Origin of the sequence: Ligilactobacillus sp., from assembly GCF_036846325.1 — a bacterium.
Lineage (GTDB): Bacteria > Bacillota > Bacilli > Lactobacillales > Lactobacillaceae > Ligilactobacillus.
In genome coordinates, this window is the sequence record NZ_DAIUCE010000013.1 from 13,850 (window position 1) to 28,252 (window position 14,403).

13 protein-coding genes and 1 pseudogene are annotated in these 14,403 nt (G+C 45.5%); all 14 read left to right on the top strand.

The features are described 5' to 3' along the window. A pseudogene (locus V7Z60_RS02595) lies at positions 1–165 on the top strand (16S rRNA (cytosine(967)-C(5))-methyltransferase RsmB); the annotation flags it as partial. 9 nt (positions 166–174) lie between these two features. Next, complete coding sequence (locus V7Z60_RS02600; RefSeq protein ID WP_334116058.1) at positions 175–924, top strand: Stp1/IreP family PP2C-type Ser/Thr phosphatase; 750 nt, start codon at positions 175–177, stop codon at positions 922–924. After that, the gene (gene pknB, locus V7Z60_RS02605) at positions 921–2,933 is read left to right on the top strand and encodes a Stk1 family PASTA domain-containing Ser/Thr kinase (RefSeq protein WP_334116059.1); all 2,013 of its coding nucleotides are present in this window, start codon (positions 921–923) and stop codon (positions 2,931–2,933) included. The genes V7Z60_RS02600 and pknB overlap by 4 nt, the downstream gene beginning before the upstream one ends. A 192-nt stretch (positions 2,934–3,125) precedes the next feature. Next, complete coding sequence (gene rsgA, locus V7Z60_RS02610; protein ID WP_334116061.1) at positions 3,126–4,013, top strand: ribosome small subunit-dependent GTPase A; 888 nt, start codon at positions 3,126–3,128, stop codon at positions 4,011–4,013. 15 nt (positions 4,014–4,028) lie between these two features. Then, the gene (gene rpe / locus V7Z60_RS02615; protein ID WP_334116063.1) at positions 4,029–4,691 is read left to right on the top strand and encodes a ribulose-phosphate 3-epimerase; all 663 of its coding nucleotides are present in this window, start codon (positions 4,029–4,031) and stop codon (positions 4,689–4,691) included. Further along, a complete protein-coding gene (locus tag V7Z60_RS02620; RefSeq protein ID WP_334116064.1) occupies positions 4,688–5,335 on the top strand; it encodes a thiamine diphosphokinase in 648 nt (215 codons plus the stop codon). The genes rpe and V7Z60_RS02620 overlap by 4 nt, the downstream gene beginning before the upstream one ends. Positions 5,336–5,504: 169 nt before the next feature. After that, on the top strand, positions 5,505–5,690 hold the full coding sequence (gene rpmB, locus V7Z60_RS02625; RefSeq protein WP_003694225.1) for a 50S ribosomal protein L28: 186 nt from the start codon (positions 5,505–5,507) through the stop codon (positions 5,688–5,690). A 193-nt stretch (positions 5,691–5,883) separates the two neighbouring features. After that, complete coding sequence (locus V7Z60_RS02630) at positions 5,884–6,246, top strand: Asp23/Gls24 family envelope stress response protein (protein ID WP_334116073.1); 363 nt, start codon at positions 5,884–5,886, stop codon at positions 6,244–6,246. A 28-nt stretch (positions 6,247–6,274) separates the two neighbouring features. After that, positions 6,275–7,963, top strand: a complete 1,689-nt coding sequence (locus V7Z60_RS02635) for a DAK2 domain-containing protein (protein WP_334116075.1) — start codon at positions 6,275–6,277, stop codon at positions 7,961–7,963. A 96-nt stretch (positions 7,964–8,059) separates the two neighbouring features. After that, the gene (recG, locus tag V7Z60_RS02640) at positions 8,060–10,102 is read left to right on the top strand and encodes an ATP-dependent DNA helicase RecG (RefSeq protein WP_334116076.1); all 2,043 of its coding nucleotides are present in this window, start codon (positions 8,060–8,062) and stop codon (positions 10,100–10,102) included. Positions 10,103–10,121: 19 nt separating this feature from the next. Continuing rightward, entirely contained in the window at positions 10,122–11,150 is a 1,029-nt protein-coding gene (gene plsX / locus V7Z60_RS02645; protein ID WP_334116077.1) for a phosphate acyltransferase PlsX, read from the top strand. Positions 11,151–11,230: 80 nt separating this feature from the next. Continuing rightward, entirely contained in the window at positions 11,231–11,476 is a 246-nt protein-coding gene (acpP, locus tag V7Z60_RS02650) for an acyl carrier protein (protein WP_334116078.1), read from the top strand. 94 nt (positions 11,477–11,570) lie between these two features. After that, positions 11,571–12,263: a ribonuclease III gene (gene rnc, locus V7Z60_RS02655; RefSeq protein ID WP_334116079.1), complete on the top strand. Its 693-nt coding sequence runs from the start codon at positions 11,571–11,573 to the stop codon at positions 12,261–12,263. Between the two features lie 16 nt (positions 12,264–12,279). Then, the coding region (gene smc, locus V7Z60_RS02660; protein WP_334116080.1) for a chromosome segregation protein SMC at positions 12,280–14,403 on the top strand (2,124 nt) is incomplete at its 3' end.

The following is a 14,403-nucleotide window of genomic DNA, read 5'->3' on the forward strand; positions in this document are numbered from 1 at the left end:
ACCGTGGATGCTTTTTTGAAACTGCATCCTGAATTTTACCAAGTCAAGACCGAAACGAGTTTTAAAATCAAAGATGAAAGAAAAACTTTGGGGTTGACGATATATCCAGACGATTTTGGATCTGACGGGTTCTTTATCGCAACATTGATGAAAAAAGAGGAATGAGGTGATTGGATGAGAATAGCATATGGCAGCGATGTCGGCAAAAAACGTGCCAAAAATGAAGACAGCGTCGGAAATTTCAAAAACAAAGCCGGAGTTGTTTTTGTGATTTTAGCTGATGGACTTGGGGGGTATCAAGGCGGTGAAGTTGCTTCGGAAATGGCTGTTTCTCATCTTGGGTATTTGTTTGAGCAAACTGAGCTCAATAATGCAAATGATGCTAAAGGTTGGATTGAAGAAAAGCTTGTGCGCGAAAATCAGATGATTATTGAGCGGTCAAAGCAATATCAAGATCTTGAAGGTATGGGGACGACCGTAGTTTGTGCCATGTTTTTTGGAAACAGGTGTCTGATTGCCCATCTCGGCGACAGTCGCGCATATATTCTGCACAATCAAAAGCTCATGCAGCTTACCGAGGACCATTCTCTTGTCAATGAGCTGGTCAAACGCGGCGAAATCAGTGCAGATGAAGCAAAACACCATCCGCAAAAGAACATTGTGACAAGAACGTTGGGGATTTCTGAAAACGTTTCGCTGGATTTTGATGAACTAAGCCTGGTTTCGGGGGACAAGGTGATGCTTTGTTCAGACGGTCTGACCAACATGGTCGATGATGACGTGATTGAAAATGTTCTTCGAAAAGTCGGATCGTTGGACAATCAATGTCAGGAATTGATTGCAAGGGCAAACGAAAACGGCGGCAATGACAACATTACCGTCTTGCTCGCTGACTTTTCCTCAAAGGACGGTGAAATGCCATGAGAGAAGGATATGCTTTAAGCGGGCGCTATAAGATTATCAGACCTCTTGGCGAGGGTGGAATGGCTAACGTTTATCTTGCGCATGACCTGATTTTAAACCGTGATGTTGCCGTTAAGCTTTTGCGGCTCGATTTGCGTGACGATCAAGCGGCAATCAGGCGTTTCAGACGTGAAGCCAGCTCTTTGACCGAACTCGTAAATCCATACATCGTCAATATTTATGACGTTGATGAAGACAACGGAATGCAGTATCTGGTAATGGAATATGTTGACGGAACGGATCTCAAGGAATATATTGCAAGAAATCATCCCATGCCGTATGCGAGAGTTATTGAAATTTTCCTGGAAATCCTGTCCGCCGTCGATGAAGCGCATGCCCACGGAATTATTCACCGCGATCTGAAACCGCAGAATATTTTAATGGACAAGAATGGCAACGTTAAGATTACTGATTTCGGAATTGCGGTTGCTGCGGCTGAAGAAACGATGACACGTACGAATACGCTGATGGGATCCGTCCACTATATTTCGCCGGAGCAGGCGAGGGGGAGCATCATTACCAGGCAATCTGACATTTACTCGTTGGGAATCGTCTTGTTCGAGATGCTGACCGGGCATGTCCCTTACGAGGGGGAAACTGCCGTTTCAATTGCCTTGAAGCATTATCAAAGCGAAATGCCGTCGGTTCGACAATATGACAAGAACATACCGCAGGCTTTGGAAAATGTCGTCTTGCACGCAACGGCCAAAAATCTGAACGATCGCTATCAAAACATTGCTGAAATGGAAGGAGATCTGAGGACTGCCCTTTCTTCAAACCGCATCAATGAGCCGAAGTGGCGTCCTGCCATTGCCGTTGACGGAGAAACCAAAGTCTTGCCGACACTGGATAAATCCGTCACGGAACAAGAAGAATCCGATCAGGTTAAGGAATTGGAATCTGAAGTGTCAGAAGTTCTGGGAACATCTGACAAGCCCAGATGGTGGTCATTTTTTCTGAAGGGCAAGCGTAAGTGGTTCTTGTTCAGCGCAGTCTTAATCCTGGGGATATTTGCATCTTGTCTGTTGATGAGTCCAAAGGACGTTGCAGTTCCCGACTTGCGGGGAATGACGCGTTCAGAAGCTTTCAGGATGCTGAAAGATGAGAAACTTTCCTTGGGCAGGGTTTCCTACCGCTACAGTGAAAAATTCAGCTACAACCAGATCATTACGAGCAATCCGGAATACGGAACGAAGGTTAAGGAAAATACCGCCGTCAACGTTGTCGTTTCTAAAGGACTTGAAAAAGTCAAATTTGGCAACTACCGCGGCAGGAGTTATAATTCGGTCAAGAAATTCTTGCAGAAAAGGGGCGTGACCGTCTATAAGGAAACGAAGTATTCAAATAAATATGCCAAAGGCGAGATTATTGATCAGTCGATTCCGCCAAGGGAAAAAATCGTACTGTCTCAAGCAACGGTTTCCTTTACCGTCAGTCTTGGGGCCAAGAATATTTTGGTTCGTGATCTTAGAGGGTACTCCCTTAAAGAAGTTCAGGACTATGCCGAAGAAAGCAGCCTGAATCTCATCATCAAGCGAATTGATTCCGATGAACCAGTCAATACCGTCATTGCTCAGTATCCTGTCGCCAATACCTATGTTGGTCGCGGAAGCAATTTGACCGTGTCGATTTCGACCGGAAAAAAGGCCGAGTCTTCGTCAGCATCATCAACATCTTCAAGCGCCTTATCAACATCCTCAAGTTCTTCAAAGGAGCAAGAAGACGGCGTGCGAAATTTCACGAAGAGCATTTCAATCCCCTACAAGGGAGAAGATGGTCATCCGGTTACGGTCAGCATCTATGTTGCCGATAAGAATCATAATTTCAATAAAGCGTACAAGACGATGCAGGTCAGTGCTGATGCCAGCGAAACAATAAACTTCAGCGTTGATTCGGGACAGGTCGGCAAGTACAAGGTTGTCGCGTCTGACGGAACCGTGCTTGTCGAAGACGACAACGTTACGCCATAAAGGATGATTCGAGATGTCTTGTCTAGGATTTTTCCACTGGATAAATTTTTAAAGCGATTCCGAGGTCTTTATACAATTATCGGTTTCTGAATTTGGCATCAGGAAAATGGCAAGGGACATGGACCATGAATCTTGTTTTAAACCCTTTCTTTGGTGTAAAATTGAATCTGACAGGAAAGGCAGGTTGAAAATTTGGCAAAAGGACAGATCAGACAATCATTAAGCGGATACTACGATATATTTTCCGAAGGCAGAACGTATCGAACAAGAGCTCGCGGAAACTTCAGAAAAAAAGGTCAGACGCCTTTGGTCGGCGATTACGTCGAATTCAAAGCTGATAATGAAAATGAAGGATACGTGCTGAAAATCTTTGAACGCAAAAACCAGCTGGTTCGCCCGCCGGTGGCAAACGTAGATTGCGCGATTGTCGTTACGGCTTGTACTGAGCCCGATTTTTCGAGCAATTTGCTTGACCGGCAGCTGGTTATGCTGTCGGAAAACGAGATTGTTCCGATACTGTATTTTTCCAAGGCAGATCTGATGGATGAAGCGACAAAAGCACGCATGCAGCCGGTTTTCGACTATTATTCAAAATATTATCGAACGGTGGTTTCCGAAAAGAACATGGCTGATGAAGAGCTGATTTCAGCCTTGCTCGAAGGAGCAGGATACGTTGTGGTCGTCATGGGTCAGACCGGTGCCGGGAAGTCAACTTTGCTGAACCGATTGGATGCGGAGCTCAACCTTGAAACAGGCGAGATTTCAAAAGCATTGAGTCGTGGCAAACATACTACGCGGAAGGTTTCGCTGATGGATGTCAGAGGACATTTGATTGCTGATACACCCGGGTTTTCATCATTTGAACTGCGTGAAATCGAAAAGGAGCGTCTAGCGAGTCTGTTTGACGATTTCAATGAATATTCGCCGCAGTGTCGTTTCAGGGGATGTCTGCATCTCAATGAACCTGATTGTGCGGTCAAGCAGGCCGTCATGGAGGGCAGAATTCTTGAAAGTCGTTATGAGAACTATAAATTGTTCCAAAAAATGATTCAGGAACAAAAGCCAAGATATAAACGCTAGGTTGGAGGTTTTTTTGTGATTATTGCACCATCAATTTTAAGCGCCGATTTTGCCAATCTGGCAGCCGACGTCAAGGCTGTCGAAGAAGCCGGCGCAGAATATCTGCACATTGATATTATGGACGGACACTTCGTTGACAATCTTACGTTCGGTCCAAACGTCGTCAAAGCTTTGAGACCGTTGAGCAATTTGTTTTTTGACTGTCATCTGATGGTTGAAGATCCTGAGAAATATCTTCAGGATTTTGCCTCTGCGGGAGCCGATTCGGTCGGTGTGCACATTGAAGCAACCAGGCATGCCCATCGCGTCATTTCGAGGATTCATCAGCTGGGAATGAAGGCTGAAATCGTGCTTAATCCGGGAACGCCGCTTGAATTTGCAAATGAAGTGCTGCCGTTGGTTGATTCGGTTTTGATTATGACCGTCGATCCTGGTTTTGGCGGACAGTCTTTTTTGGAAGAAACCGTCTCTAAGATTGCTGAGGCTGAAAAATACAGAAAAGAACATAATTTGAATTATCAAATCGAAGTGGACGGCGGCATCAACGATCAAACGATTAAAACGGCCGAGGCTGCCGGAGCGACGATTGCCGTAGCCGGTTCGTACGTCTTTTCCAAAAATACACCGAAGGAACAGATTAAAAAGCTGATTGAAGCTTCAAAACAGGTGGAAGAATGAAAATTAATCTTTTGGTTGGCGGACCGATTGAAAACTATCCCGAAGGACTGCTTGAAAAATGCGGCCAGGCCGAGCTATGGGTCGGAGGCGACAAGGGGGCCGTCAGGCTTTGCGAGGCCGGGATCAGGCCGCTTCTTTCAATCGGAGACTTCGATTCATCAACGAATCGCGAACGATATCTGGTGGACGTCATGAGCAGGGAAGTATTGACTTCAGTTCCTGAAAAAGACGATACGGATACCGAACTTTGTCTGCGTCTGATTGAACAGCGCTTTCATCCGGACTGGATCAGCGTTTATGGAGCTACCGGCGGCAGAATCGATCATTTGCTGGCAAATCTTTTTTGTCTGCTCAGGCCTGAATTTTTGAAAATTCTCCCCAAGGTTGAATTCATCGATAAGAATAACGTCATTCGCTTCTATTGTCCTGGAGACCATGAAATAAGGCAGATTGACGGGATGCGTTACCTGGCGTTTGTTTCGATGGGACCGGTTTCTGACTTGAATCTTTATGATGAAAAATACAGGCTTCGTCATGCCGATCTTTCGCGCGTTATTTCGCTTGCAAGCAATGAGTTTGTTTCCGACACGGCCCACTTCAGTTTCAAGAACGGAAATGTTTGTGTTATTTGGAGTAAGGATTGAAGCAATGCTATTTTTTGATTGAGCAGAATGCTGATATGACAACGTTTCTAGCTATCAAGTGATTTTCCTTGACAGAAAACTCTTGCAATCATGCAATTTCTATGATAATTTTATTTAGTGAATGAGCTTATTAAAGTGCTCCTAATATGATTCGAAGGAGGAAATAAAAATGGCAAAAGATTTTGTAACAGGCCGTAAGACAACTTTCGGCAAAAAGCGTTCACACGCTTTGAACCAGACAAACCGCAGCTGGAAGCCAAACTTGCAGAAGGTTCGCATTTTGGTTGACGGCAAGCCTAAGAAGGTTTGGGTTTCCACGCGTGCATTGAAATCCGGAAAAGTTACTCGCGTTTAATCATGGCGCATGTTGTCTTTGACAACACAGGCCCCGCATGTAAATGCAGGGTTCTTTTTTTGTGCTTTTTTATGAGGACGTCAATGTATTTTGTGAAAGTTGCAAAACGCTGAGCGTTCGGGTATAGTGGTGAGTGGATGTTTGTGATAAAATTAAAGATAATTGACGTTTAATCTAAGGAGGCTGTTTTTCAATGGCTGTAAAAATTCAAAACCAATTTGGGAACATCGATATCTCAAATGACGTAATTGCCACTGTCGTTGGCGGAGCCGCAACCGAAATTTTTGGAATTGTCGGAATGGCAAGCAAAAATCAGATTCGTGATAATTTGAATGAAATTTTAAAGCGTGATAATTACGCAAAAGGTGTCGTTGTTCGTCAGGAGGACGAAGGCATTGCCGTTGATGTTTACATCATCGCGGGCTATGGCACGAAAATTTCCGAAGTTTGCCGCAATGCTCAAGACAAAGTCAAGTATAATCTGGAAACCATGCTTGGGATAACGGCCAAGTCTGTGAACATCATCGTTCAAGGCGTACGCGTTATCGGAGACTGAGCCTGGATAGCCAAGGAGGATTTTTAAGTTGAAAGTTGAAAAGATCACTGAAACGGAATTCAGAAAAATGATTTTGACGAGTTCTGACAGATTGAACAAGAATGCGGAATTCATTAATTCTTTGAACGTGTTTCCGGTTCCGGATGGTGATACGGGCACGAACATGAGCCTGTCATTTGCCAGCGGTTCAAAATACGTTTCAGAGTCAACGTCAATTAGCGTTGGCGATTTGGCTCAGGCGCTCGCCAAGGGGCTGCTGATGGGTGCTCGCGGTAATTCCGGCGTTATCTTGTCACAGGTTTTCAGAGGATTTGCCAAAAGCGTTGCAAACAAAAAAGAACTGACACCGCAGGATCTGGCCCAGGCGCTCCAGGGAGGGGTCGAGACGGCATATAGGGCCGTAATGAAACCTCAGGAAGGAACGATTCTGACGGTTGCCAGAAAGTCGGCAGAAGCTGCCAAGAAGGCTGCTAAAAACGGCGGCGATATCGTTGTTGTCATGAAGGACACTTATGAAGCCGCGGAAGCTGCTTTGAAGACGACTCCTGATTTGCTGCCTGTTTTAAAGGAGGTCGGCGTCGTTGATTCGGGCGGACAAGGTCTGACGTTTGTTTATCAGGGATTTTACGATGCATTATCAGGAAACGTCCGTGATGATGAGGTTCATAAGCCGTCTCCCGTCGAAATGGACGAAATGGTCAGTGCTGAGCATCACAAGAGCGCTCAAGGCAAACTCAACACAGAAGACATCAAATACGGCTATTGTACGGAAATCATGGTTCGTCTGGGTGCAGGCCGGCTTGTTGAAAAGAAGTTCGACTATGATGAATTTCGCGGTTATCTGGCTGAAATCGGCGATTCGTTGCTTGTCATCGCTGATGACGAAGTCGTTAAGGTCCATGTTCATACCGAACACCCCGGTCTGGTCCTGTCATACGGACAGAAGTTTGGTTCATTGATCAAGGTTAAGGTTGACAATATGCGCCTTCAGCACGAAACAATCCTTGAAAAGGACGAAGAAGAGGAACGCGAAGAGACAATTGCGGAAAATGAAATTGCAGGAGATTACGGAATCATTGCAATCGCATCAGGCGAAGGAATTGCGGAAATCTTCAAGAACCTTGGAGCAACATACGTTTTGAGCGGCGGACAGACGATGAATCCTTCAACGCGGGATATCGTCGATGCAATTTCCAAGACCAAAAAAGACAAGGTCATTGTTTTGCCAAACAACAAGAACATCTTCCTTGCCGCAGATCAGGCTGCAGAAGTATGCGATGTTGACGCGGTCGTCGTTCCAAGCAAGACGATTGCTCAGGGAATGGCCGCCATGCTCGGGTTCAGCAAGGATGCTGATCCTGAGGAAAACAAGGAAGCAATGACGGATGAACTTGATACCGTCGTCTCGGGGCAGGTGACGATTGCCGTTCGCGATACGACGATTGAGGGACGCGAAATCAAAAAAGACGATTACATGGGAATCGTCGACGGCAACATCGTCGTAACGAATCCTGACCGAAAGGAAGCTGCAATCGAAATGGTGAAAGCCATGCTTGATGAAGACAGCGAGGTAGTAACCATCATTTACGGCAAAGACGGAAACAAGGAAGAAGCAGAAGCAATTGAAGCAGCAGTAAGTGAGCTTGATGAAGATCTTGAAATTGAGATTCATGAAGGAAATCAGCCGGTTTATCCATATTTGATTTCCGTAGAATAGTTCGTGTTCTGCACTTAGGGTCATAGAAGAACGCGCGTGTTTTTCTGTGACTCTGTTTTTTTTGGCTGAATATCAAAGAAGAAGGTGAATCTGTCGATGAAGTCATTGCGAGACAATGTTTCAAATCTTTCGGGAGTCGGTCCGAAAAAGGAATTGGCGCTAAAGGCGCTCGGAGTTGAAACGATTGAGGATCTGTTGTGTTATTATCCATTCAGATACGAGGATATGGCTGCAAAGGAAGTTTCAGAACTTGTTGACGGCCAGAAGGCGGTGATTCAGGGAGTCGTTGCAACCGCTCCAGTCGTAGTCCGTTTCGGCAGGGCTAAGAATCGTCTGAATTTCAAACTGTTGGCAGGTCATGACGTCATTCAGATTACCTTCTTCGGACAGGCTTATTTAAAAGACCGGGTTCAGACGGGATCAGACGTAGCCGTCTACGGAAAATACGATGCTGCAAGGCAGAGCATGACGGGAATGAAACTTTTTTCAAATGGCGGGAGTCAGGAAGACATTGCAGGAATTTACCGCGCATCAAAGGAAATCAAAGCCGGAACAATCAAGCAGCTGATTGAAAAAGCATATGAAGAATATCAGGATGTGATTGAAGAAATCGTTCCCGAGTCAACGAGACGCAAATTTCGATTGCTCAATCGGAAGGAAATGATTCATGACATGCATTTTCCAAAGACGACGCAGGAGTTTGAAATTGCCAAGCGCTCTGCCATTTTTGATGAATTCTTCAAGTATGAGGCGAGATTGGCGCTTTTGAAGAAGCTTGATCGAAATGATGCCGGTCTTTTGATCAAGTACGACAATTCCATGCTCAAACGCTTTATTTCAGCACTTCCTTTTGAGCTGACAAATGCACAGAAACGAGTTGTAAACGAAATCTGCAAAGACATGCATCGTCCGCTTCATATGAACCGGCTCTTGCAGGGAGACGTCGGAAGCGGGAAAACAGTAATCGCGGCGATTGCGATGTATGCTGCCGTTACTGCCGGATTTCAGGCTGCTTTGATGGCTCCGACTGAAATTCTGGCTCAGCAGCATGCAAAAAAACTCAGTGATCTGTTTCAAGATTTCGGCATCAGCGTTTGTCTTCTGACGGGAACAGAAGCTTCCCGGACAAAGGTCAGGCGTGATATTCTGAAAAGACTTGAAAGTCAGGAAATCGATATTCTGGTCGGAACTCATGCCTTGATTCAGGATCCGGTCATCTTTAAAAATCTGGGGCTGGTCATTACTGACGAACAGCACCGTTTCGGCGTTAATCAAAGAAAAGCATTGCGGGAAAAAGGGGAGAATCCCGACGTTTTGGCAATGACAGCAACTCCGATACCGCGGACGCTTGCGATTACGACATACGGAGAGATGGACGTTTCCGTAATCAATGAGCTTCCGAAGGGAAGAAAGCCGATCAGAACTTCCTGGGTTAGGCAAAATCAATTGAATGCAACTCTTGATTTTGTAGAACGTCAGCTAAAAGACGGATCGCAGGCATACGTCGTCTCGCCTTTGATCGAGGAGTCTGAAGCCGTTGATTTGAAAAATGCCCAGGAAGTTTTTGAAAAACTTGAAAAAAGATACGCACCAGCTTATAAAGTCGGCTTGCTTCATGGTAGAATGAAGAGTGACGAAAAAGATGAAATCATGAAAGATTTCAAGGAAGGAAAATACGATATCCTGGTTTCGACAACCGTAATTGAAGTCGGGGTCGATGTTCCGAATGCGACCGTCATGGTGATTCTTGATGCCGATCGTTTTGGACTGGCACAGCTCCATCAGCTCAGAGGACGCGTCGGACGCGGCAGCAAGGCTTCGTATTGCATTCTTTGTGCCGATCCCAAGACCGATTACGGAAAAGAAAGAATGCAGACGATGGTTGAAACGACTGATGGTTTTGTCATTTCGCAAAAAGATCTTGAGTTGCGGGGACCAGGAGAAGTTCTCGGATCAAGGCAATCAGGACTTCCTGACTTCAGAATTGGCGATCCGGTTGCTGATTTCAATACTTTGCAGGCGGCAATGGAGGAAGCGCGTGCGATTATTTTAGACGAGAATTTTGAATATCGGGCAGAAAATGCCGGCTTGATCCGGTATTTGCGCGCGGTTGCACTGGCTGGCGCAAACTTTGATTAAGAAAACGGAGGAATTATTGATGAAGATTGCTGTTGACGCAATGGGCGGAGATTATGCGCCGAAAACGGTTATTGAAGGCGTGGAAAGAGCGCGGGACGAATTTTCCGATACGGAATATCTGCTTTTCGGAGATGAAAAGCAGATTAATGAATTGCTCAGGAACAAGGACAGAATCACCGTTATTCATTCAAGCGAAGTAATCGGGATGAATGACGAGCCTGTCAAGGCCGTCAGAAAAAAGAAGGATTCATCGCTGGTGATGGCTGCCCAGGCGGTAAAAGACGGGGAGGCAGATGCCTTGTTTTCATGCGGGAATACAGGAGCGCTGTTGACGGCAGGCCTGCTGATCGTCGGGCGCATCAAGGGTATTCCGCGTCCGGGGCTGCTCTCGACGCTCCCGATGGTTTCCGGAACGTCGGGTTCGTTCAATTTGCTTGATTCGGGTGCAAATGCCGACAGCAAGCCCGAACATCTTTACCAATATGCTCTTTTGGGAAAATACTATGCTGAAAACGTTCGCGGTATCCATAATCCGCGTATCGGTCTGCTGAATAACGGGACGGAACCGCATAAGGGCAGCAGGCTTACCCTTGAAGCGCATAACCTGATTGAAGCCGACAAGTCGCTGAATTTTGTCGGGAACGTTGAAGCCCGCGATTTGATGAACGACGTCTGTGACGTTGTCGTGGCTGACGGTTTTACCGGTAATGCCGTTTTAAAGGCAATTGAAGGAACTGCCTCAGCCGTCATGCACCTTTTGAAGGATTCAATCATGAATTCGGGAATCTCGGGGAAACTTGGCGCATTGATGCTCAAATCGACTTTTAAGGACATTAAGGGCCGCATGGATCAATCGCAATATGGCGGAGCCGTTTTGCTCGGAGCCAAGTCACCGGTCGTCAAGGCACATGGAGCAAGCGATGCAAAGACGGTTTACTTTACGTTGAAACAGATCAGAACAATGGTTGACGGTCGCATGGTTGAAGATTTTACGAAATACTGGGAAGAATTGAGTGCTAAAAAGGCAGCGGAAAGCGACTCAGAGTAGTTGCAAGCGCCTTTACAAGCAAACTAAAAATCGGTAAAATTGATGTTGTTGTTAATAATTTGAAAATGAGGGAAAACGTTATGACTGAAAATGAAGTTTTTGCAAAGATTCAAAAGCTGATCGAAGAACATTTCAGCGTTTCTGCTGACAAAGTCACGAAAGAAACCGTCTTTACGGAAGATCTCAATGCTGATTCGATCGACCTGGTCGAATTCGTTTTGGAACTTGAAGATGCGTTTGGTTCGGAAATACCTGATGAGGATGCTGAAAATCTCAATACGGTTGGCGATGCGGTGTCATACATTATGGCTCATCAAGACAATTAGAGATATTCATCAGGAGAGGTGGAGCGTTTGGGCAATACCTCTTCTTTTTGGTATAATCAGGTAAGACTCAATTTTTAAATGAGGATGGTTTAATATGATAATCGGTTTAACAAGAAAATTAAAGGATGATTACGGAATCGACGTCAAGAATGTTGATCTGTTTGATGAAGCATTCACGCATGCATCGTATGTCAACGAGCATCCGAAGGAACATTTGAAATATTATGAACGGATTGAATTTCTTGGAGATGCAGTCATGCAGCTTTGCGTTTCGGAGTATTTGTTCAAACGTTACCCCTCCCTGCCGGAAGGAAAGCTTTCAAGACTGCGTGCAGCAATGGTTTGCGAAGACAGTTTCAGCAAGTTCGCCAAGGAATGCCACTTTGATGAATATATTCGTTTGGGCAAGGGCGAAGAAAAGGCCAATGCCAGGAATCGTTCATCGCTTTTATGTGATATTTTCGAATCTTTTATCGGCGCTCTGTATTTGGATCAGGGAAAGGACAAAGTCGTCGAATTCATCAGTGCCGTCGTTTTTCCGAAACTTGACATGGGGTGGTTCGACCATCTTCTTGATCACAAGACGGAACTTCAAGAATATCTGCAGCAAAACGGTGATTGTAAAATCGAATACAAGATGGTGGATGAAAAAGGCCCGGACAATGACAAGACATATACCATGGCCGTTTACGCCGACGGCAGAAAAATCGGCGAGGGTGTCGGTTCCTCGAAGAAAAATGCTGAACAGGCAGCGGCATACCAGGCATTGAAAGCTGCCAGACAGTAATTGAGGAGGAAACTTAATGAGAATCAAATCGTTAACTCTTAGCGGCTTCAAATCGTTTGCCGATAAGACGACGATCGAATTTCAGGATGGACTCACTGGGGTAGTCGGTCCCAACGGAAGCGGAAAAAGCAACATCATAGAAGGCTTGCGTTGGGTTTTGGGCGAACAGTCTGCCAGGAATTTGCGCGGCGGAAAGATGCCTGACGTGATTTTTGCAGGTTCGCAGACACGTGCTCCGCTCAATCGCTGCATGGTTCAGGCCGTTTTTGACAATACGGATCATTATTTGAAAAATCAGCAGGACGATGTTACGATTACCCGCAAGATTTATCGAAACGGTGACAGCGAGTATTTAATCAACGGAAAGCAGGTCAGGCTGAGGGATATTGTCGATCTTTTTACTGATACCGGTGTCGGGCGCGAAAGTTTTTCAATCATTTCACAGGGAAGCGTTGAGGAGATTTTCAACAGCAAGCCTCAGGACAGGCGAATGTTGATTGAAGAGGCTGCCGGAATTGTCAAGTATAAGAAGGAAAAAAGCAAAGCAAAAATGGAACTCAGCGAAACCACGGATCACCTCGACCGGGTTTCCGACATATTGCTGGAGCTTGAAAGGCAAAAAAATCCTTTGGAAGAGCAAGCAAGCATTGCCCGTGATTATTTGGAGAAGAAGAAGCAGTATGAGCATTATGAACTCTCAAGGCTCGTGCTGGAAATTAAGGAGACCTCTGCTTTAAAGGAAGAGGTTCAAGGCAAGCTTGGGGAAATTAAGTCGATTGCTAAAAAGCATCAACGAAATGCCGATCTTTCAGAGGAGAAGAATCGGCGGCTGCATGAAAAGCAGCAAACGTTGGAAGAAAAGCTTGACGAAACTCAAAAGGAGCTTATTGAGTTGACGCGGCAAAAGGAAAAGCTCGCAAGCAAGCGGGATTTGTCGGATCATGACAGCGAATTTTTTGAACAGAGGATCGCAGAACAAAAAGAAGCCGTTAAAAACGATCAATTCGCAAGAAAAGAGGCAGAAGATTCTTTAGTCAAACTTAAAAGAACCGTCCAGGCCGAATCTGAAGAAAAGGCCAGACTTGAAAAAAAACTCGAAAAGCTTAGGGAAACGAGAAACTCAAGCGAATCTGACTTGGAAGTTCAAATTGAAAATGTGCGTAACGAGATTATGTCCATGCTTCAGTCAAAAGCAACTTTTGAAAATCAGCTTGAATATAACGAAAAAGAAAAATTGCGGATTTCAGATACGAAAGAAGCAGCAAGGAAGCATTCCGCCGAGCTGTCGTCGCTCCTTAAGAATTTAAGACAGAAAAAGGAACATCTTCAGCAGGAGTTTGGTCTGAAAGACGAGGCGTTGAAGAAATTCACGGAGAATCATCGAAATGATCAGCAATTGCAGCTCAAGCTTTCAAGACGCCATGAAGACGCACAGAGACGATGGCTTGAAGCGAGCGGGGTTTTGCAGCAGGCAAAAGCTCGCTATGACAGCAAAAAACAGATACAAGCTGATTATTCCGGGTACTATCAGGGAGTAAAAGGCGTCATGCGCGCCAAAAATCTTAACGGAATCATCGGTCCTGTAGCCGAAGTCTTCCAGGTTCCGAAGAAACTTGCTAAGGCCGTTGAAACGGCTTTGGGAGCAAGCTTGCAAAACATTGTCGTTCAAGATGTTTCTGACGCCAAGGCTGCGATTCGTTATCTCACGCAAAACAAGCTTGGACGTGCAACTTTTCTGCCGCGAACAACTGTCAGACAACGTTTCTTAAGCAGCAATCAGGTTCGCCGCGCCCAAAACGTTGAAGGATTCATCGGTGTCGGGTGTGATTTGATTTCCTGCGAAGATGATGACCTGCCGGTTTTAAGGCACCTGCTTGGAGCGATTATTTTCGCTGAAAATCTTGACAGCGCAACGGAAATTGCCAGAATTTTGAATCATTCCGTCAAAGTCGTCTCGCTTGCGGGCGATGTCGTCAATGCAGGAGGTTCGATGTCCGGTGGGGCAGACAAACGTCAGGGAGAAGGGCTGATTGAACAAAAACAGAGTTTGGAAAAACTCGGATCAGATATCGAAACGATGACGCAAAAACTTGCTGAAATCGAACTTGACGGAGCAAAATTACGCAAAAAGCTTGAAGAA